The organism is Vibrio sp. 10N.247.311.51, assembly GCF_041467855.1.
Taxonomy (GTDB): Bacteria; Pseudomonadota; Gammaproteobacteria; order Enterobacterales; family Vibrionaceae; genus Vibrio; species Vibrio coralliirubri.
On record NZ_JBFSVK010000006.1, the window covers coordinates 193,601 to 213,254 of the forward strand.

Sequence of the window (19,654 nt, forward strand, 5' to 3'; positions counted from 1 at the left end):
TCGTCACAGTATTATTAGCTTCAGCCTAATAGTTATTTAAGGATTAGTCATCTAAAACTAACAAAAGAATGAGCTTATGATTACTCCATCAATTAAGCGAACGAGACAGTCATCATGAGTAAAACCCTTGTTATTTCAGGTCACCCTAACCTTGCCGAGTCATACACGAATACGCTAATCATCGACACTTTAGAAACACAGATGGAAGACGTTTCAATTCGACGTTTGGATACACTTTATCCAGACTACAAAATTGATGTTGAAGCAGAACAAGCAGCATTGATTGAAGCGGATGTGATTGTGTTGCAGTTCCCGTTCTACTGGTACTCTGCGCCAGCATTACTAAAGAAATGGTTAGACGATGTGATGACCTTTAACTTTGCGTACGGGCCAGAAGGTAACAAACTCAAAGGGAAAGATCTGTTCCTCTCTTTCACCATCGGCGGACCAAAAGAGTCCTACGATCCACTGAGCTATAACCACTTTACGATTGAACAGCTTATGTTTCCTCTACAGCAGACGGCGTATCTTGCAGGCATGAACTACCGTCCACCGGTATACACGCACGGTATGGTTTATATCCCTAACGTATATAACAAGTTAGAAGACGTACAAGCTAGAGCCAAACAACATGCTTCGCGTCTAATGGATGAGGTTCGTAAGGTCACTCATTCCGACGAGGAACTTGTTCGTAAGTTCGTCACTAATTGGTTCGAGCAGTTAGACACGCTGCCAACACAAGAATCGATGTTTACTCAATCGTTGTCATCTGACGTTGTATTCAATATGCCTGAAGGACAATTTGTTGGTCACGCTGGGTTTAAAGATTGGTATGCAATCGCTCGATCTACTTTCAAACCAAACTGTTCTCATGGTATCGAACAACTGGAGATCAAACCTATTGGTTCGCAGTATCAAGTTAGCCTGCATGTTCGACTAAAAGCAGACACCTTCCCTGATTCTTCAATGAAAGGAGAGTCTATTGAATTGGTGGTTAACGAAACCTGGTTGGTCTCTGTTGATGATACTAACAATGTCAAAATTCACGAATATGAAGTGGTTGCATTGTCGTAGCTTTAAATAGCCAAAAGCCTGATAAAGCGATGAGGAGAGCAAGTTCGTTTCAACTGCTCTCCTCACCTTTGGATCTTTGCGTATTAGGCTAATTAGCTAACTACTTATCTACGTAATTACTTTGTGATTTAGTTACTTATCTACGTAGCTACTTAGCTGGCAACTTAGTAATCAAGCTATTTAGCTTTCACTTTCTTTTTCGCCACTGTCGCTTCTGATAGCTTGCTTAGTACACCCGATACTTTCTTAACGACCTCGTCACAGCCATTGATCGCGTGACGCTCTACCAAGTAATTAGGATCGTTGTAAGACAACCATACTTTCTTATTAGAATCCTCAGTGACTAACACCTTCTGCGGCAAATCTATCGCGACTTCTTGAGCACATTGCATTAATGGTGTCCCTACTTTCGGGTTACCAAAGATGATGACTTCCGTTGGTCTCAATTCAAGATCGACCTTACTCGCGTTTTTCTGATGATCGATTCGCGCAAACAAGGTCAAGCCTTTGCTCTTGGCGATTTCTTCAAAGCGGTCAGCGGTCTCTTTCACTGAGTAATTACTTTGGTATTTAATCAAACCATCAGAAGCCGCAGCTGAAAATGATGCCGAGAGTAAAATGGCGCATAGTGGTAGTAATTTTTTCATCGTCACCTCAGAGATTTAACCTAATCAAACTTACATTCATAGCGCCACTTCTAAAATCAGCGACGTAACCCATGTCAGTATAGACGCGATTCCATTCTCAGTTTGCAGAGAGGATCACTTTTCTAATGCGTCTTATTATCATCAGTTTAGGTTAACTCGACGCTAACCATTGGCTTTGAAGCTTGAATGTTTGGTCATCAAAATCAATAGCGCCTTGCACACCTAGTGGCGTGACTAGCATGGGATGGGTGTGGCAACTGTCGAAACCATACAGGATCGGGACATTTTTACCGTTCAACACTTCAAGAAGTACATCGAGTGGTGTTCGCCCTGTCCCTTTGTCATCAAACAGTTCATGTTTGCCAAGCACAAGCGCACCTACTTTATCGAATACTCCGCAAGCCAATAAGTGTGCGAATGAACGCTCGACCGCTTCAATGCCTTTTAGCGAATCTTCAATAAGCAGAATATCGCCAGACTGAATTTCTGGCATGTATTCGCTGCCCCAAATCCCCGCCATCGTACTCAGATTGCCACCAATCACGCGACCGCTTACTTGACCTCTTCCCATGAAGTGCCATTCGTTATTGTAAACTGGCTTTGCCGAATCTTGAGTTTCCCAATCGTGTTTAATGTCCGTCCAACTCTTAGGCATCGTGTACCGATGTTGGCTTGAATCCGAACATAAGATGTCAGTAAACGATTGGAAGGTTTCGTCGACTAACGGCGGGAACTCACCAAATGACGCGACGAGTGCCGGGCCATAGAAAGTCACCAATCCAGTTTTGGCATAGATACCTAACAGTAAGGCTGTGGCATCTGAATAGCCGACGATGATCTTAGGGTCGCCTCTAAGGGCATCATAATCGATGTATGGCAACAGTGAGTTGCTGTTGTTACCACCAATGGTCGACATAATGCAGCGCACGTCAGGATCTCGAATGAGCTGATTAAGTTCTTCGGCTCGCGCTTGAATTGAGCCAGAACGATACCCTTCTGATTCTCCGGTTAACGAACCTTCAACCAGAATGAAGCCCTGCTTTTCCAAATAACGTTTAGCACGAGCAAATCGATTAGGTGCAAAGACCGTTGCGGGCGATGACGGTGAGAAAGATCCGATTTTGTCACCGATATTTAAAGCTTTTGGGTATATCACTCGTTTGTCCTCCATAACAAAATTGGAATAATACGCCTGACTGAAACTCACTAATTCTTAAAGCGAACGAGTTCTTTAAGCGAGTTGATTTCGGGATTAGAGCTCAAAAATTAAGGTTGAATCAAATTTTCATCCCCAATCAATGCCACGATTTAGTACCACATTTCTCACATTGGTATTCGTAATCACTGTCGACATAAAAACCGGGAACATTATGGTCACCTCTAAACAATAACGTCATCAGGTACTCCATCAACACGCCTAACTTCCATTGTTTCTTTTCAGATTCAGCGTCCGCTTTAGATTCAGTATCGGAAGCGTTAACAGCAAGGTGCGGGGTAAGTGCGTTGCACTGCTCACAGTGGTAAGGGTGTTTAATATACTTATTATCAAGCATTTATATAAGCCAGCTAACATTTATAAAGTTGACCCATACTAACAAGTTATCAGTCGGTTCTCGAACTTATTGTTGTCCATTAGAGTTATATTAGAAAGAAATGAGACACTAGATAAGTGCCATGTATCTTGAATCTACTTTAGTTGGCATTGCGGGAGTTTGATAGCAGGACAAAATTTAGTTAAGCGCTTTAATTAGAACCGAGTAATTCCACAGGTTTGCTTCATCTTCTCCAAGCTCTATACTTACTTCTCCACCCTCTTTATCAAGAATAAAAACCGGCATATCACCGCTAGACTCACCATCTTCATAATCGCATGACATTTTGGCCTCTAATAGAATAGCGTTAGCTTCATGCTTAGAAAGAACACCCGAATAAATGCACTCTTCAGTTTGAGATGAGACTTCCTGACCGAAAGAGTGGAACTTAAAGGTTGGGAAGTTGAGCTTTGATTCAGAATCCTCGACAGTGACCGACACTTGGTAATCGATAGCTTCAATATTGTTATCGGTTGCAAATACACAACCGGAAACGCCAAGTAACAATACAGCTAAAGCAGTGGTTTTCATGTGGTTCTTATTCCTTCAACTATGGGCTTGCTACTCTCAAGTAACACTATGAATTCCCGGGTTAAATTTAAACGTTGTTAGGTGAAACTTGTTTGCCATTACTTGGCAAGATAGTTAACTTTTACTTTAATAGTCCTTTGTCCGCAGCCCCTTCAAGTTGCACTTCTAGCTCTTTCCATAGAACACGACTGCCTTTAGAAATACGCTCGCCATTGAAGGTCAGTACTTTGTCTTTGGATATGTTGTGCTTCTTCCAGCTGTGACCACCACCATGGATGTTATGAAGCAAAGGTGGCACTCTATCGATCGCCTTACCAAATCTGGCTTCCGGCGACTCACCCGCTTCGAACTCAAGCCATAGATCCAAGTACTCGGTGCTTAAATGGCTCGGCAATGATTTGAGCAAGCGCTCGACGCAGTTTCTCTCTTTGAGCTTGTTTTCTTCGGTTTCACTGGCATAAATGATAGTGTCTCCTGCATCGATTTCCCCAAGGTCATGAATCAGCAACATCTTCATTACTCGGGTAATATCGATTTCTTCATTGGCATAGTCTTTCAACATGAGCGCGCTCAAACAGACGTGCCAACTGTGCTCGGCCGAGTTTTCATATCGGTCCAATCCAACTGGTTTTGTCTGTCGATGAACATCCTTTAATTGTTCAATTTCGACCATGAATTGCAGAATGCCTTTGATTTCTTCCACGATGAGCTTCCTTAACTTAAGTTGATGATTTATCCGAGCTGAGGGTTAAAAGAGCGACAAAGGGTCGTTACTCCCAATAAACCGACATTTTGTAATACGCAACGCCCGATTTTTCAAATTCAGAGCCTTCGACAGCCATCCCAAATTTTTGATAAAAACCTAAAGCCGTTGTACGCGCATCGCACCAAAAATAGTGGATGTTTAAATCTTTGAGGTTAGAGATTGCATGATCAATCACGTTTGAACCGATTCCCTGCCCTTGGAATTCAGGCAGCGTGGCAAACTTTCTCAGCCTCGCTTCATGGCCTTGGATATAGATAGACGCGACACAAACCAACTGCTCACCAATGAACGCGCCGTAATGCGTTGCATGTTCGTCATCTGGCACCATACAAAACGACATCGGTTTATCAGGCCAAAGCACTTGATGCCTAACCGGAAGTACCTCCGTCGCTGAAAGCTGTTTTATTTCCATATTCTCGGTTTAACTCCGGACTTGATGATCTTTGTTGTAATTGCAGGGCTTGTGATTGCCATGATTGTTATTACTAAGCTTATTATTACCAAGCTTGGTACGTCATTAAGTGATAACGCTCTAATCCCTCTCCTCTTGTGGATGAGATAACAAAACCTTGCGACTGATAAAAGCCAATGGCGTTTTCATTGGCAGTCAAACACTTCAATGTCAGACCAGAGTAATGTCGTTTGCAGGTATTGAGTAAAGCAGAGCCTGCCCCAGAACGTAGCGTTCGCGGGTAAACATAGAGGTGATGGATAAAGCTTTCAGGTTTCCAAACAGAGGCAAAACCTAAAACCTTATTGCCAGAAACGGCGACCCATATTTCTTCACCTTCTGTATCTAATTCGAAATCGGATAACTTAAAAGCGTCGGCATCAGCCCAATGAAAGGTGTCCTGTCTTGATTCTAGATAGAGCGCCTGTAAAGCGGTTAAATACTTGGGTTGATACCTTGTGACTTCCATGTCGCTCCTGCCAATCCGTATGACTAGAATTAAGGTTGTGGGCTAAGCTTTTCTACCTGTTAGCCATAGGGTGTTCAGGGTTTAACTGAAGCAGATCCCACAAGTTACCGTAAAGATCTTCAAACACAGCAACGGTGCCGTAGCCTTGCTCTTTAGGCTCTCGGACAAAGTTAATGCCCAAAGACGTCATACGTTCGTAATCACGCCAGAAGTCATCGGTGTTTAAGAATAGGAATACGCGTCCACCAGCTTGGTTGCCGATGAAATCGTGTTGCTCTGGCTTGGAAGCTCTAGCAAGTAATAGGCTCACACCTGTTGAATTTGGTGGAGCAACAACAACCCAGCGCTTATCTTCTTCTGGTAGATACGTGTCTTCGATGAGATCAAACTTAAGCTTGTTTACATAGAAATCAAGCGCTTCATCGTAGTCTTTTACCACGAGTGCAATGTGGACAATATTCTGTTTCATAACATACCTTGTTGGGGTTTTAGCTGCGTGGAATGATGCCATGAAGCAGGGAAAGACACTAGGTGTCGCATCATAAATCGTAGTATCTCGTCCTTCAAAATCTAAAAGCTATGCACCACCTATAACTCCCAGAATCCGAGTTCGACGCCACCTTGAATAACAATGGCACACATGCCGTGACGTGGTAACTCCATTGGCGGCACCGCAACTTCGGCGCCTAGTTTCTCGGCTGCAGTTACTGCAGACTGGATATCATCAACCAGCGTGTAATGTCGAACAGTTGGTTCTTCAGTTTCACGAAGCGGTGCTCGAATGCCTATTACCCCACCATTAGATAGCTTTGCAGTGCGCGCCCCACCAAGGTTCACATCTGCACCACTGAACTTCACGTTGTAGAGCTGAGCGTATGTTGCACAAACAACATCGACTTCTGGGGTAACCACTTCAAGATATTGAACCTTCATCAAATTTCCTTCTCGTGTTCTTTAAAACTCTCAATCTGCATACAGCTGCGCAGGTATTTCTCATCAACAATTAGTCGGTTTCATATTACTAAGCAATTTGACCACGCATGATAAATTGCGGGCCTGCTGCGCCACCTAAATACTGCTCACTGGTATCTTCGAAGCCGCCTTTCTTATAACAGTTGAATGCTGCCGGATTTTTGCAATTCACAGTTAAGTAAATCGACTGATACGCTGAGTAATTCGCTTTTAAATATGGAAACAAAGCTTTGACCGTGCGAGTTCCTAAACCTTTACCTTGCTGGTTTTTATCGAGCACAAAAGCTCTTAAGCCAATGCTTCCTTCAGGGCAGAATTCGTAGTGCTCTGCGTAAGCGATATCCAGCTTAAAGAAACCAACAATTTCGTTATCAGACTTAATCACGTGCAAGTGCGTCGTTTCACTATCGTCTAATAAAAACTCTGCAGCTGTACCAGCGAACTTAACCTGTTCATCGGCGAGTTGGATGGCCTGAACTAACGCCACATGGGATTCTTCAAGCTTTTCGATAATTATCATTGTTGTTCCTTCTGTATAACACGCACGAAAAACCGACTAGAGCTCATCGCTAGTGTCTCGAGAAACGTAGTTTGGGAAGTTGATATTAAGAACGTTATCATCCTCAAGTGTGAATAGAACACTTCCATTCTCTACACCGGTTTCGTTCCGATCTGAACAACCTAGAAACAACTCCCAATCAAACGAATATTGAAGTCGGTATTGATTCGCATTGATGTGTAGAACGTCTTTGATTTTGATACCGTTCACCACATGTGCCATATCATCGATGTATGACAGATCAGGGATTAACTTTTCTTCGAAATTACTCTTATGCTCGGTTAAGAAATTGAGCAGTTCAGAACATAACTCGGAGCCATGAACCAATGGTTTAGACAGACTAGAAAACAACATTTCTAAATACTCCAGGATTGTTTTGATATTGGGCGGATGCCCGCGAATCTGTTACAAATTCAATCTCAGCCCGCACGAACCGTTAAGGCTAAACGTTACTATTATCCGAGCTATTAAACGAGTACATTCGAACTTCATCTCGAGGAAACCAGCCCAACTTTTCGTAAAACTGTTGAGCGTTGATGTTGTCGTTATAGACAAACAAGTGGGTCTTCGGGATGCCTAACCCTGCAAGTGCGTTGACCGCCTCTGCGACAAGCTTACAACCTAGCCTTTGCCCTCTAAAGTTGGCCGAGACAGCTAAATGTTGTAAATACCCACGACGTCCATCCGTTCCGACCAACACAGCGCCAATGATCTCGTTATTATTTTCAGCCACAAAACTCAAACCGGGGTTACGATCTAAATAGCTCGCAGTGCTTTCTTTCGAATCGGCATCGCGAATACTCATGCCTTCAGTCTGGCACCACAATGCGATCACTGAGTCGTAGTCTGAAATTGCCATTTCCCGAATGTTGACCACTCTACTCTCCTTGTATAAACGGGCGCTTAATACGCTACTTTTTGACGAGCGACTTGGTGAGAAACGATAGCGAGGAATCTACAGGGTAATTTTCTAACACCATCTGGCATTCATACCCTCGTTTCTCATAGAAAGGCTTCGCTTGGAAACTTAATGTATCGACCAATGACGACGTACAACCTTGAGACTTCGCATACTCTTCAATACGCTCAAGTAGCTCACTACCTACTTGCTTTCCTCTCATCGAATCGTCGACCCAGAAGAACTTAATCAGTAACCAGTTTCCCCAAAGGTCAGCGATAATGCCACCGACTTTGTTGCCTTCCTCCATCGCATAGTAAGCAACTTGAGACTTGGGGATCCCTTCCAGAAACGGTGTGTTGTGTTTGATTAACCCGCCTCTGACTTCATTAATGTCGTCATCGGAGGGCTCGATATCTAATTGGTATTCCATTGACTTCCTATCTCTGGATTAACGGCTTATGTAACATGTTCGATGCACTTACTAGCAGATAGCTAAACCACTAAAGTGAGTTACTTATACAAGCTAAACTTCTTTGTAAACTCACGTAGAATCTCCGTGTCACCAAACAGGCATACACCAAGATACTCAAGGTCTTCTTCTTTGATTTCTTTGGTTCGTTGCTGCTGCTCAACAGAACCACCTTCGATCATTGAGCTTGTAAAATCGGTAAATTTAATACCACGGCTGAAGGCTTCTTCACGCACTTTTCTAAGCTTATTTGAGTTGTCTGCTTTCAGCACGATGAAAGGGTAATGAGATAAATTAGGGTGAACATTGCCATCAAAGTCTTCATAGTCAACGTAGCAAGTCTCGTCACTTTCTAATTGATTAGATAGGCCAACGCTCAAGTGCCCTAGCACGTTCAATGTTCTTCCTAAATCCATCTTTTTGCTTAAAACCGCTATGAATCGTTTTTGGCTTTCGTCTGGTAAATGGCTCACTACATATCCTAATTCATTCCTAATCACAGTATTTGTATAACGCATTACTGGGGCGTGAGCAATGCAACCTTAGTACTCAGTTAATACATTTAGTCCATCCAATAATTCCGAGCAAAGACCAGTATTCGTTAAACCACAAGGTCATGATTTAATGAATATCTTGGCAGAACCTAAACAGATAACCGTCTGGAGTTTGAACGATGAACTGCTTCTGAGTCGCGATCGAATCACCACATTGATAAGACTTCGACTCTAACGCTAAGTAAATAGAATCAGCGGCGCTTTCGTTAACTCTCTGATATAGAGATTCGATGTCGATAACATCCCATTGAAAGTTAACGCCACGCCCTAAAGGTAACTCCAGATCACCTGAAAGCCATTTTCGACTTTTGCCCGCAATCCCTTCAAGCATCACATCAACACCATCAAGCGTTAGATAAGCAAACTCCTCATCTGGGCGCTCGTATTTCACTTCAAACCCTAACACATCGACAAAGAAGGATTTGCTCACATTAATATCGAAACAATAAAGCTCCGGAACTACTCTTAACGTCATGATTTATCCTTTGCACGTGCACTTAGAAATATGGAAAAACGGTTCAGGATGCCCACTTATCAAAAACAGCTTCAATATTATGTCCGTCTGGATCATGAATAAAACATGCGTAATAATTTTCGGTGTAATGTGGACGGGGCCCTGGAGCACCATTGTCTTTAGCTCCGGCCAACAGCGCAGCATCATAAAACTCATGGACTTGTTGTTGGTTGGCGACCCGAAAGGCAATGTGGAAACTCGTTAAAGGCCGCTCTACGTTCGAACTGCATATCTCAAATAAAAAGCCTTTTCCTAAATCAAACGCCCAGAACTTTCCTTTTTCTCCAAAGACGACTTTATACCCAAGTGGGCGAAACGCCTCTTCATAGAATGTTCGGCTTTTTTCTAAGTCACTTACGGAGACGGTAACGTGGTCAATCATATTCTTACCTTAAGATTCGATGAGCAGAAAGATTATCTCAACGCCCTTATTCTTCGAAGCAAAATCAAACATATCAACCCACTAAAACGTAAAGCCAAGGGCTCAACGTGTGGCACAAAGAAAGTAACCAACCGTCGTCAGGCTTCAATCGACTAGCCAATTTAGGTCGCTGTTGTATTGGATTCTGCCACGACAAAGTGTTCTAGCTTGAAGATGTGATGTTCAGGAATCCTTCTACCGACAGGGGTAAAGTACTCATCATTCAGATCAGCCAATGTCTTGTTTTGTGTTAATGCAAAACCATTTTCAGACAACAATGCTTCGATCTCTTCAGCGTTGAAGAACGATACCCAAGGTTCACCTACCTTTGCGGATAAGTTTTTAATGGTTTCCGCTCGCTTCGTCGCCTTGGGATACCCTTTACCAAAACAAGCTTCAGGATCATTTTTTAGCGATTCATCGACATACGATATAAAGAAAGTAGAACCACAATGTTTCGTAAGCTCAGACAGCTCTTTAATGGTCGAGGATTTCGCGTCTTTGCTTATGTATTGCGAAACACCTTCTAGGGTAATGATCGTGCGCTTCGATTGATCGAACCCCGCCGCCAAGAGCTGTTCTGTGAGTGACTGGCGATTAAAATCGACGCCGACATAGGTAACATTGCTCGCGTTAGGCAAATCTTTAGGCAGCTTAGAGCGCTTTCTAACTTGAACTTCGGGCTGGTCCACTTCAAAAACCTTCAACGAAGAAGGCAGTTCAAGGCGATGAGCTCTCAAGTCATACCCTGCCCCTAATATGATGTATTGCTCTGAGCCACTCGCCGCATTCTTTTCGACAAGGTCATCAATGAAGCGGGTGCGAGAGATTAGGTGCTCATGAAAACCAGGGGCAAACTTTTGAGTTATCCAAACGCTAAGCTTATGCCCCATGAGTTTGATCAGACTTGCGCCTAAAACAAACCGTTTTGCATAAGGGTCGTTAATCACGCGCTGATTAGGCTTAGCCAAGGTTTCGATATAACGCTGTTTTGCCACACCTTGGGCAGTGCCGTCTTTTCTAAAAATCGAATCACTCATAAAGCCCCCTTCTATAAAAACTTACTCCGTATTATGTCATGGGAAACAAGACACCAACCTAAAACCATAAATCTTGATGCATAAACTCAGACTTAGCTCCAAAGTACCAAAGGTTAAGAATCTTCTTTTTATTCTAGAGGGCTATGCGAGACTTTCTTTATTGGCTGACACACTAACAACACGTAAACCAATACAAAACTAAGCACAATGGCACCTAAAGTGCTAAACCCAGCATAATTCATTGAAGTCGAAACCGTAAAAGGGGCAACAAAGAAGAGTGAATAGTAATAAGCAGTAAAGGGCTTCAATACTTGAGCGCATTGTTTACATGGCATGTGCTTGGAAGGATGCAGCTTCGATTTCTCTTTAATAGAAACCGACGCCCCACAATTAGGACACTTGAACATAGAACACTCCTTTGGTACCACCAAACCTACCGTTTCAATACTGCAAGGCGTGGTCAAAGTACCTTGTTAGTTGACTTAGTACGCTGCACCATTGATCTTACGCACTGGGATACTTGCAAGCACTTCATTTTCGGCCATTCTCATGTTCACGGCCAAAATATCTGCGGAGCATTTCTCTGTCGTTACATAGTGCGTTAAACATCCACATGACTTACAACGATGAAATTCGACTTCTTTATCGCCCCAGCAATAAAACTCAGTTTTCTCGCTCAAGTTGATCTGAACTTGCTCTGGAGAAAAATACGCCCAAGCGGCAGCATAACGACGGCAGATAGAACAATTACACTCCCCGACTTCATCTGGAAGCGAACTCAGTTCTAAACTCACGTTTCCACAGTGACACTTTAATTCCATTTGATTATTCCCTGTATTCGCATAGCAACGAACTAACAATTTGCATTACTGCGCTAGCTTCGCAAGGATGACTGGATCGCTCAACAGATTCGTCAGAGGAAGAAACAATGGCTCAGGTAACTCATCTAGCTTAAACCATTTCCATTGCTTACATTTATCAGGCTCTGTCACCTGTGGTTCGCCGCTAACGTCAGAAGCAACAACAAACAGCGTTATATAGTGCTTGTTCTCTTTCTCAAAAATATCATTGGTAAAAGAAAGCTTCTCAAATCCACTAACAACAAGGCCAGTCTCTTCAAGTGTTTCACGTTTGGCACACTCTTCAATGCTCTCACCCCATTCAAGGTGTCCGCCCGGCGTTGCCCATGTATGAGCCCCATGAGAACCAATTCGTTCTCCAAGTAACACTCGCCCTTCACGTAGAATAACCGCAGCGACACCTACTCTTACTTCCTGACTCACTTAAAACTCCTTAATTCTTACCAAAAGACAAACGAACAGCTAAGTGACTAACAATGCTGAGATTGCGTTCAAACTTACCACTAACGCCAAGCCGAGTTAAATACCAAATGTTGAGAATGATCTCGTAAAGCTCTGTCGATCAACCCCAAGGAAACACTTTTACTTGCTGCCATCTAGCCTTATAACCAGCGGTCATTTTGTTGTAGCTCGCTTCTGTCATTGCTCGCTTATTCGGTTTAATCCGCATATCAAACGCGTCCTCTACACCGTATGGTGCAAACAACTTGATATCGCCTGAATCATCCAGAGTAAACCCGATAGCAAACGCAGAAAGCCAAGACTCGATACCTTGTTCAACACGATCGTATGGTTGAATCAAGCAACCGAACTTCTTAGCGTAACGCTCATGGATGGTCGCTTGGTTCTTTACATCCACGTCGACACGATGACTTAACCGCGAACGAATGCGGTTTTTGAATTCGTCCTCAGTGAGGGCTGAAGCATTATTGAAATAGACAACATCGAAGTCTTTAATTTGGTCTAGAAGCGGTTTGTTTTCGATATCATTCCAAATTATTTGAGTGATGGCGCCGCCTGCAATATAGAAGTTTGGCAAACCCACCTCACGACATACGTTGGCTGTTTCGATTAGCTCAGGAACTTGTTGAATGAGGTTCTTTAGTTTTTGTTTATTCATCGTGACCTAACTAACATCCAGCTAAGGTTTTACCAACGCTACACATTAATACACTTACCTGTTGGCATTGCTTCCAGACGCTCGCCTAATACTTCTTTCAACAAGCCATGAGCTTTCTTACCTGTGCAGTGCCCTGTATAAAGTTTATCGATGGGATATTGAGACAACGTCAATCCAAGCTCTCTAATGTCTTGCTTTGTGCCACCAATGCTATTAAACAATGGTAACCCTACTAGATGGAAGCCCCCGACAACGGCTTTTATTCTCTCTCCTGGGAACAAAGTAACGGCTGTATCAACCATATTGAGAACGCCACTATGCGCACATCCCGTGAATATAACTAAACCGTCTGACTCTTTAATCACTAACAGTAATTCATGATCAAATGAGTCGCGCTCCCGTCGATTCTTAGACTGTGTATATAGGTATTTATTGCCCTTAGGTTGTTCGTGTTTCGCGCTAATATCAGTAATAGCAAAGACATTGGGAGCGATTTCAGTCGTACGATTGACGAAGACTAACCGCTCATTGCTGTTTTCTAATAAATCCTTATTGATCCCGACATCACTTTTGAAACCAAAAGCCCGGAAATGATAGCTTTTCTGTTCGCAATTTTTCAGAAACACTTTGGCTTTAGAGTTATGAGCAACAAAATCAGCGGTGCCATTACAATGATCATGATGTCTGTGTGATATGACGGCGAGGTCTACATCCTTGATATCAACACCCAGTAATGGTGCATTTTGACAAAACGTATCGCCACTTCCCATATCGAACAAGATCTTTAGCGATGCAGTTTCAATATGCAGTGATAGCCCGCGCTCAACGGCTAAGTCTTTCCTGTTATCCAGTCTAGAGTTATCAACCAGCGTCGATATTTTCATAATTCTCTTTTTATATGATCACGAATCGTACATTGCCCAACGGAAATAAGGTCACGCTGAGCAACGACGAACCACCAAAACTAAACCGCCACACCGTAAACCCAGTGATTACTCTCCACTTTCAAAGTGGGCAAATACTTCTGCGCCAGTCATATTTTGTGTTTCATTTTTAAATTCGTAGTATTCGGGCTTTTCATCGATGAATATCTGATGAGTTAATTTGTAGTCATCCCGAGACATCAATAAACCGACAGGAAGGTGGTACTGATTATTTGGCACCAAAAAGTAAAACAAGTGAGTACCACATTTACCGCAGAAACCTCTCTCTGCCCAATCTGATGACTTATATCTCACAACATTCGATTCACCTGATATTTTAACTGAATCAGCGCAATCAATGACTAACATCGGACCGCCAGACCAATTTCTACACATACTACAATGACAAGCCCCCAATTCATTACTGGCGTACTCTACTTCCAACTCAACCGAGCCACATAGGCACTTTCCTTTACCTTTCATGAATCCTCCAATCTTTGCCATGTGTGTAAAATGAATAACCGATAACGCTTTGTGTACCGATGACTTAATAAGAAAGGCTATTTTTTGTTTCCCTTGTCCGACAGATACGCGGCATACTTTTTAGAGATCCATTTATGAATATGAAGCCCTGTTTTACGAACAAGATACCAATCTATCGCAACTAGAATCACCAAACCGATTACAGTACCCATTATAAAACCTCCCTGCTCATTGAAATATCACTCTAACAAATGGTTAAGAAAAGCACCGTGAACCCAAACAAACTATTAAGACTCGATATGGGTAGTTACTTTAACTCTGGAAGAATGACGAGGCATAACGCCCGCTTAGGTGGTGAGCAACGTGATACCACTTTAAACACTTGCACTTACGCATAGTGCGAATGCCATGCATTGTGAATCTTATTAAATTTATTGTTATGTTCGTACTCAAAGAAATTGAAGAACCAAACAAATAATAAACGCGGGTAGACCGGCCATAAAGAAGACCAAACCTGTCTGGTAGTTCATTCGATAGTGCTCGTGTTGCTCTTTTTCGAAATCATGCCCTTCTACCATTTTGTAGACCTTATCTGTACTCGGATCATCTAACCGAGTTGTCTTACTATGGATACCACCTTCCCACATTAGTTTCGCTAAAATCCATATAACGATGACAACAAAGAACAGGAAGTCGACCAACTGAGTAGTCGCGAAGAAAGGAACAAACTGGGCTAAAGCTATAACTACAAGTGCAGCAGAGAGGTTAATTAGAACCACTTTTTTAAACAAATCGAGCAAAATTCCCTCCTTGAGCATAACGCGTTGCTAAAGCATGAGTAACGCAATACAAAAGCGCCCGCATCCCACCTTAAACACTAAGCGCAACGCACAGTGAAAACGCCACGTGTTGCAAATCAACCTTAAACAGATTGTTATAGTGCTTTACCGTTTACCAGTGACCAATGGTGAGGCATTAGTTCACGTATAGCTTTAAAAACCAATGAATTATCTGGAGTCGTAATTGCTGCTTTCACATCCCCACCCCAGTGAACAAGGCGCTCTTGGCAAACCCCGCATGGTGACAAGATTAAAAACTCATCGTTCTCGCTTTCACGACACAGGCATAACGAGTGGGTCACTCGCTCATTGAGTTTGTGAGCCTCTAAATACGCCCCCACTTCCATACATAGTGAAAGAGCATCATTTTTTGTATCAGGAGCAATGCTTGTTAATATTTTTCCTGAAACTGTTCGAACAGCCGCTGCGCCACCCCAACCAGATGGATACCGAACCTTTACTAGTTCTACTGCTGCTTGATAAAGCTCTCTTTCGATATTATCCATGATCATCCATATTCAATTTTATCGAGCACTATAACGCTACCTTTAGCGTTGAGTGAACGTGTGCCATGTTTGATTGGACCGAGTTCGGCACGCGTTTACGAATCAGATTTAAAGGCTTGTTAAGTACGTTCACAGTTGAGCAGAAAAGCTGTTATTTATAAATTCACGAATAGAGCCATTCTCTATTTGATACTTACTAAATAAATGCCGCAATACCAACTGACTATCTCGCCTGTCTACACTATCTGTAATCATATAGATATTGCCATTTCTCTCTAGTTCTGTGGGATCAATAACTGGTACTCGCTGTTGAAAAGCTTCTAAGAAGGCAGAATTAAGAAGGTCATTATAATTTACCGACAAGTTGTTAAGGAAAAGAGCAACCGTCCCTCTAGCAGCATTGCCCATAAACACACCGTCTAATATGTCTCGGTACCTAAAAAATTGACTTTCACCAAAATAATAACAATATTTAGCCTGAACTACGCCTTTTTGACAAACAGCCTTTGCACCATATAAAGTCATTTCTAGCTGCTTTAATTGCGAAGAAGGACTGACACCATCGGCGATAAAAAATAGAAAACAGAATTTACTCTTCGTTGCCCGTTTTTGTGCTTTAAGCTGCTTATTTGCAGACTTCACAACATTTGCTATTTTTCCTGTGTAGGCAATATGTTCTGCGTGCTCAAACACTTTACCATCAGAGAATACTGACTCTTTTTCTGTAAGTGATTCTTTAGTATCAAGTTTAACTTTTAGTTCAACTAAAGTGGTCTCATAGTCTTCAAGTAGAAAGTCTGGTGTTTTTTTATCACATTCCAATATTTTCGCTGCATTCATGTCGATTGATTTAAAGAACTTGATTACATCTTTTTCATACATTTCCATATGGAAAACTCTCCCTTACCATTAAATGCCTAACAGCTATTAGACAGAAAAATTCTGCAATTAAATACTGAATAATTCTGTCTAGTTTCTAAGACAGGCAAGCAACATACAACTAAGTCATTGAATAACAATGACTTATGTCACAGCCAATTTCAGGCGTGTGAAAGATCGCTTACTTTAATTCATCTGGAATGCGGCGATCTTTGTGGTAATACTCTCGGTCGCGTTCGTTGATTTCGCGTATCACTTTGCATGGGTTGCCGACTGCAACGACATTGGCTGGGATGTCTTTGGTGACGATGCTGCCTGCGCCTATTACTGAGTTTTCACCAATAGTGACACCGGGAAGTACGACAGTGTGCGCGCCAAGCCATACGTTGTTGCCAATACGAACAGGAACATTGAACTGCGCCGCTTTTAGCCTGAGTTCTGGGCTGATGGGATGTGTGCCAGTTGCAATGGTCACGTTAGGCGCAATCATCACGTTGTCGCCGATGAATACGTCGGTGTCATCGACCAAAGTTAGATTGAAGTTTACGTATACGTTGTTGCCTAGGTGCGTGTGACGCCCCCAGTTCGCATGTAATGGTGGTTCAATGTAGCAGCCCTCACCGACTTCGGCGAACAACTGCTTTATGATTTGTTGTCGTTTATCACCTTCACTCGGGCGAGTGTGGTTGAAATCGTATAGCACTTCTAAGCATTGAGTTTGCTCAGCAACCAAATCAACGTCGTCACAGTAGTAAACGTCTTGGCTGTGCATTTTAGCCTTTATATCCATGTTTGAACCTATTTGATCATTGCCTTATGTCGGCATAAATAAAGAAACAGATGGATAATTTGAAGTTTTCACTGGCCTTAATGCAAGTTGGATGAATTAACGCGGCCTAATGTTTTCAGCCACACGCCACAGCACACCACTTGGGTCAGTGATACAAAACTCAAGCATTCCCCATGGCTGTTCAACAACCTCGGAAACGGTAACTTCAAATTCCGACACTACATTAGAGTTTTGGATGTGTTGATACCAACTTTTTACGTCTTCAACCAGCAAGTGCATCATGTAATTGTGACAGTGCGCAGGTTCATAAAAGTTTTGCAGAAGGAACGCACAACCTCCGTGTCGTAGATAGGCGATATCGTGAAATTCAGACATCACTTCAAAGCCGATTGACTGGTAAAAACGTTTAGATAAATCGAAGTCTTTCGCGGGTACAAAAGACTTAATTTCTGAGACTTTGAGGTTTTCCATCCTACATCCTTATAGTGTTGATATTCTGGTGCTGACACGCTTAACGCTTTAAGTAGTTACGGCGTTTATTGAGAGCTCTTATTGAGAATCTTGCTGAAATGAGTCAACTTCGGCTTTAGTTAGATAACGCCACTGGCCTGCTTCAACATCCAAACGAACGTCACCAATCTGTTCACGGTGTAGGCCAACAACTCGATTCCCGACCGCAGCAAACATTCGTTTTACTTGATGAAACTTGCCTTCTGTAATGGTCAACAACACTTCTTTACTGGTAATCACCTCGAGCTCTGCCGGACGCGTCGGTTTTTGCTCGCCCTGCAATTGAATGCCCGCTTTAAACTTATCAGCGACATCGTCTTTGATATCTCGTGACAATGTCACGCGATACACCTTCTTACATGACTTGGTTGGCAGCGTAATATTGAATGACCATCGCCCATCATCGGTAATCAAGACTAAGCCTGTGGTGTCAGCATCTAAGCGCCCTGCTATGTGCAGTTCTGATGCTTTGTCTATCTCGATGTAGTTGAACAATGAAGGATAAACTTCGTCGATATTGGAGCAGATAGTACCCGCAGGCTTGTGCATTAAAAGGTAACGAAATTCACGCAACTTAAGCGGCGTGCCATTTAACAAGATGGTGTTGCTTTCATGAACCTGAGTCGATTCATCGGTGATTGTTTCACTGTTTACGTTCACCTCGCCATTATGGATGCGTTCAATCGCTTCAGGCTTGGTTAGGTCAGTGCTTTTACATAAGTATTTATCAAGGCGCATTAATCGTCGGCACCACATTTAGCACAAGGCTTGTAAGTTCGTTCACCTTGTTCGATAACCACATAATCACCAACGCACTTGTCACATAAAGCGAGCTTTGGGTAAGCCTCTTTTTGTTTCTTTGCGTTAATGTTGCCTTCGGTGGTGTATACGGTTCTCATTTTGATGCCTTTGCTTGAATAACGTGAGAGACGCAAATTGTATCACTGTTTACAGCCTTGATTGGAGTGGTGGTGCATAGATAAATTGATTTTAAGTGCCGCTATTCCATGTTCCCACCCCGTAACGGCTTAACCATGAACAACAAAGTCAACGTGCCACGCCTATCAGTGGTAAAATGATAAAAGCTCACCAACCAATGAAGTCGATAATGAAAGATTGTAATCAATGCGGAAAATGCTGTATCAAATACGGAGATGGCGACCTTGCCGCGACTCAAGAAGAGATCGATTTGTGGGAGCTGTTCAACCCAGACATCTTTGAATATGTTCGAGGAAGCGAGATTTGGTTTGACCCTGAATCTGGTGAACGTTTAACTCGCTGCCCTTTTCTGGAGCTGGTTCCGACAAAAGACACCAAGGCTCAAGCCAAGTACACGTGTAGTATTTACTTAGACCGACCAGAAGATTGCCGACACTACCCAAGCCTGATTAATGAGATGGTACGAGATGAGTGTGAAATGATTGAGGTGGTGGATTTACAAGACACGAAGAAAGCTCAAAGGAAACTCGATCTGTTGATGAAAGACAGCCGCCCTTCAAGCTATTCGTAAACGATGATCTCTTGAAGATCAATCTTCAGCATTAGCTAATAGCCGCTAAAACCTTAAGCCAAATACTGGTTCGCTTCTAACCAATCAAGCGCAACCAGTGCTGCCAATGAGCATACCGCTCTGTCATTGCCATCAACAAACTTAAGCTCTTCGATTTCGGCATCTGGAGACAGTTCGCCAGTATAATCAGCAAGATAACAAGTCAATTGCACTGATACGCACGGAAAAATCATGAACTTCCCCGTCAATAAAGGCTTGCTAGAACCTTTAAAAG

Annotated in this window: 32 protein-coding genes and 1 pseudogene; 2 read left to right on the forward strand and 31 right to left on the reverse strand. The window is 42.7% G+C overall.

The window, feature by feature from the left end:
* Positions 1 to 114 precede the first annotated feature (114 nt).
* Positions 115 to 1,074: an NAD(P)H-dependent oxidoreductase gene (locus AB6E85_RS08170; protein WP_050646672.1), complete on the forward strand. Its 960-nt coding sequence runs from the start codon at positions 115 to 117 to the stop codon at positions 1,072 to 1,074.
* A 176-nt stretch (positions 1,075 to 1,250) separates the two neighbouring features.
* Here AB6E85_RS08170 and AB6E85_RS08175 read toward each other — a convergent pair whose 3' ends face one another.
* From AB6E85_RS08175 to AB6E85_RS08320, 30 genes are all read right to left on the reverse strand, one after another.
* Complete coding sequence (locus AB6E85_RS08175; RefSeq protein ID WP_372142184.1) at positions 1,251 to 1,721, reverse strand: DUF302 domain-containing protein; 471 nt, start codon at positions 1,719 to 1,721, stop codon at positions 1,251 to 1,253.
* Positions 1,722 to 1,872: 151 nt separating this feature from the next.
* Positions 1,873 to 2,877, reverse strand: a complete 1,005-nt coding sequence (locus tag AB6E85_RS08180) for a S66 peptidase family protein (RefSeq protein WP_372142186.1) — start codon at positions 2,875 to 2,877, stop codon at positions 1,873 to 1,875.
* Between the two features lie 139 nt (positions 2,878 to 3,016).
* Positions 3,017 to 3,274 (reverse strand): hypothetical protein, encoded by a 258-nt coding sequence (locus AB6E85_RS08185; protein ID WP_050634388.1) that lies wholly within the window; start codon positions 3,272 to 3,274, stop codon positions 3,017 to 3,019.
* Between the two features lie 177 nt (positions 3,275 to 3,451).
* Positions 3,452 to 3,844, reverse strand: coding sequence for a hypothetical protein (locus tag AB6E85_RS08190; RefSeq protein ID WP_372142188.1), 393 nt, complete (start codon positions 3,842 to 3,844; stop codon positions 3,452 to 3,454).
* Positions 3,845 to 3,965: 121 nt separating this feature from the next.
* Positions 3,966 to 4,547 (reverse strand): HD domain-containing protein, encoded by a 582-nt coding sequence (locus tag AB6E85_RS08195; RefSeq protein ID WP_050649965.1) that lies wholly within the window; start codon positions 4,545 to 4,547, stop codon positions 3,966 to 3,968.
* Positions 4,548 to 4,614: 67 nt separating this feature from the next.
* Entirely contained in the window at positions 4,615 to 5,022 is a 408-nt protein-coding gene (locus AB6E85_RS08200; protein WP_372142189.1) for a GNAT family N-acetyltransferase, read from the reverse strand.
* An 85-nt stretch (positions 5,023 to 5,107) separates the two neighbouring features.
* Entirely contained in the window at positions 5,108 to 5,530 is a 423-nt protein-coding gene (locus AB6E85_RS08205; protein WP_372142190.1) for a GNAT family N-acetyltransferase, read from the reverse strand.
* A 52-nt stretch (positions 5,531 to 5,582) separates the two neighbouring features.
* A complete protein-coding gene (locus AB6E85_RS08210) occupies positions 5,583 to 5,999 on the reverse strand; it encodes a VOC family protein (RefSeq protein ID WP_009846821.1) in 417 nt (138 codons plus the stop codon).
* Positions 6,000 to 6,118: 119 nt separating this feature from the next.
* Entirely contained in the window at positions 6,119 to 6,463 is a 345-nt protein-coding gene (locus tag AB6E85_RS08215; RefSeq protein ID WP_048611172.1) for a VOC family protein, read from the reverse strand.
* 88 nt (positions 6,464 to 6,551) lie between these two features.
* Entirely contained in the window at positions 6,552 to 7,022 is a 471-nt protein-coding gene (locus AB6E85_RS08220) for a GNAT family N-acetyltransferase (protein WP_372142192.1), read from the reverse strand.
* 36 nt (positions 7,023 to 7,058) lie between these two features.
* Complete coding sequence (locus tag AB6E85_RS08225) at positions 7,059 to 7,415, reverse strand: hypothetical protein (protein ID WP_372142194.1); 357 nt, start codon at positions 7,413 to 7,415, stop codon at positions 7,059 to 7,061.
* An 88-nt stretch (positions 7,416 to 7,503) separates the two neighbouring features.
* Positions 7,504 to 7,938 (reverse strand): GNAT family N-acetyltransferase, encoded by a 435-nt coding sequence (locus AB6E85_RS08230; RefSeq protein WP_372142196.1) that lies wholly within the window; start codon positions 7,936 to 7,938, stop codon positions 7,504 to 7,506.
* Between the two features lie 34 nt (positions 7,939 to 7,972).
* Positions 7,973 to 8,392: a GNAT family N-acetyltransferase gene (locus AB6E85_RS08235; protein WP_372142198.1), complete on the reverse strand. Its 420-nt coding sequence runs from the start codon at positions 8,390 to 8,392 to the stop codon at positions 7,973 to 7,975.
* Between the two features lie 80 nt (positions 8,393 to 8,472).
* Positions 8,473 to 8,904, reverse strand: coding sequence for a DUF2000 domain-containing protein (locus AB6E85_RS08240; RefSeq protein ID WP_372142199.1), 432 nt, complete (start codon positions 8,902 to 8,904; stop codon positions 8,473 to 8,475).
* Between the two features lie 148 nt (positions 8,905 to 9,052).
* Positions 9,053 to 9,460, reverse strand: a complete 408-nt coding sequence (locus AB6E85_RS08245; protein WP_017057354.1) for a VOC family protein — start codon at positions 9,458 to 9,460, stop codon at positions 9,053 to 9,055.
* A gap of 43 nt (positions 9,461 to 9,503) precedes the next feature.
* On the reverse strand, positions 9,504 to 9,881 hold the full coding sequence (locus AB6E85_RS08250; protein WP_372142201.1) for a VOC family protein: 378 nt from the start codon (positions 9,879 to 9,881) through the stop codon (positions 9,504 to 9,506).
* Positions 9,882 to 10,042: 161 nt separating this feature from the next.
* Entirely contained in the window at positions 10,043 to 10,960 is a 918-nt protein-coding gene (locus tag AB6E85_RS08255) for a class I SAM-dependent methyltransferase (protein ID WP_372142203.1), read from the reverse strand.
* A 482-nt stretch (positions 10,961 to 11,442) separates the two neighbouring features.
* Positions 11,443 to 11,781, reverse strand: coding sequence for a GFA family protein (locus tag AB6E85_RS08260; protein ID WP_048615768.1), 339 nt, complete (start codon positions 11,779 to 11,781; stop codon positions 11,443 to 11,445).
* 45 nt (positions 11,782 to 11,826) lie between these two features.
* Positions 11,827 to 12,243, reverse strand: coding sequence for an NUDIX hydrolase (locus AB6E85_RS08265; RefSeq protein ID WP_050646685.1), 417 nt, complete (start codon positions 12,241 to 12,243; stop codon positions 11,827 to 11,829).
* Between the two features lie 139 nt (positions 12,244 to 12,382).
* Entirely contained in the window at positions 12,383 to 12,940 is a 558-nt protein-coding gene (locus AB6E85_RS08270) for a nucleotidyltransferase family protein (protein WP_372142205.1), read from the reverse strand.
* A 38-nt stretch (positions 12,941 to 12,978) separates the two neighbouring features.
* Positions 12,979 to 13,824 (reverse strand): MBL fold metallo-hydrolase, encoded by an 846-nt coding sequence (locus AB6E85_RS08275; RefSeq protein WP_372142207.1) that lies wholly within the window; start codon positions 13,822 to 13,824, stop codon positions 12,979 to 12,981.
* A 108-nt stretch (positions 13,825 to 13,932) separates the two neighbouring features.
* On the reverse strand, positions 13,933 to 14,346 hold the full coding sequence (locus AB6E85_RS08280) for a GFA family protein (protein WP_372142209.1): 414 nt from the start codon (positions 14,344 to 14,346) through the stop codon (positions 13,933 to 13,935).
* A 77-nt stretch (positions 14,347 to 14,423) separates the two neighbouring features.
* Positions 14,424 to 14,558 carry a hypothetical protein gene (locus AB6E85_RS08285; protein ID WP_102478925.1) on the reverse strand — a complete coding sequence of 45 codons (135 nt, stop codon included), beginning with the start codon at positions 14,556 to 14,558 and terminating at the stop codon, positions 14,424 to 14,426.
* Between the two features lie 237 nt (positions 14,559 to 14,795).
* On the reverse strand, positions 14,796 to 15,146 hold the full coding sequence (locus tag AB6E85_RS08290; RefSeq protein ID WP_372142211.1) for a hypothetical protein: 351 nt from the start codon (positions 15,144 to 15,146) through the stop codon (positions 14,796 to 14,798).
* A 134-nt stretch (positions 15,147 to 15,280) separates the two neighbouring features.
* Complete coding sequence (locus AB6E85_RS08295; RefSeq protein WP_372142213.1) at positions 15,281 to 15,691, reverse strand: cytidine deaminase; 411 nt, start codon at positions 15,689 to 15,691, stop codon at positions 15,281 to 15,283.
* A gap of 129 nt (positions 15,692 to 15,820) precedes the next feature.
* Entirely contained in the window at positions 15,821 to 16,579 is a 759-nt protein-coding gene (locus tag AB6E85_RS08300; RefSeq protein WP_372142214.1) for a hypothetical protein, read from the reverse strand.
* A gap of 172 nt (positions 16,580 to 16,751) precedes the next feature.
* Positions 16,752 to 17,360: a sugar O-acetyltransferase gene (locus AB6E85_RS08305; protein WP_248401298.1), complete on the reverse strand. Its 609-nt coding sequence runs from the start codon at positions 17,358 to 17,360 to the stop codon at positions 16,752 to 16,754.
* A 96-nt stretch (positions 17,361 to 17,456) separates the two neighbouring features.
* The gene (locus AB6E85_RS08310; RefSeq protein WP_017097421.1) at positions 17,457 to 17,831 is read right to left on the reverse strand and encodes a VOC family protein; all 375 of its coding nucleotides are present in this window, start codon (positions 17,829 to 17,831) and stop codon (positions 17,457 to 17,459) included.
* Between the two features lie 78 nt (positions 17,832 to 17,909).
* Positions 17,910 to 18,608 (reverse strand): pseudouridine synthase, encoded by a 699-nt coding sequence (locus AB6E85_RS08315; RefSeq protein WP_243583646.1) that lies wholly within the window; start codon positions 18,606 to 18,608, stop codon positions 17,910 to 17,912.
* On the reverse strand, positions 18,608 to 18,769 hold the full coding sequence (locus tag AB6E85_RS08320; protein WP_017059212.1) for a hypothetical protein: 162 nt from the start codon (positions 18,767 to 18,769) through the stop codon (positions 18,608 to 18,610). Before AB6E85_RS08320 ends, AB6E85_RS08315 begins: the two co-directional genes overlap by 1 nt.
* 209 nt (positions 18,770 to 18,978) lie before the next feature.
* Between AB6E85_RS08320 and AB6E85_RS08325 the strand changes: the two genes are divergently transcribed.
* Positions 18,979 to 19,380 carry a YkgJ family cysteine cluster protein gene (locus AB6E85_RS08325; RefSeq protein WP_017065706.1) on the forward strand — a complete coding sequence of 134 codons (402 nt, stop codon included), beginning with the start codon at positions 18,979 to 18,981 and terminating at the stop codon, positions 19,378 to 19,380.
* A 53-nt stretch (positions 19,381 to 19,433) separates the two neighbouring features.
* Here AB6E85_RS08325 and AB6E85_RS08330 read toward each other — a convergent pair.
* A pseudogene (locus tag AB6E85_RS08330) lies at positions 19,434 to 19,654 on the reverse strand (hypothetical protein); the annotation flags it as partial.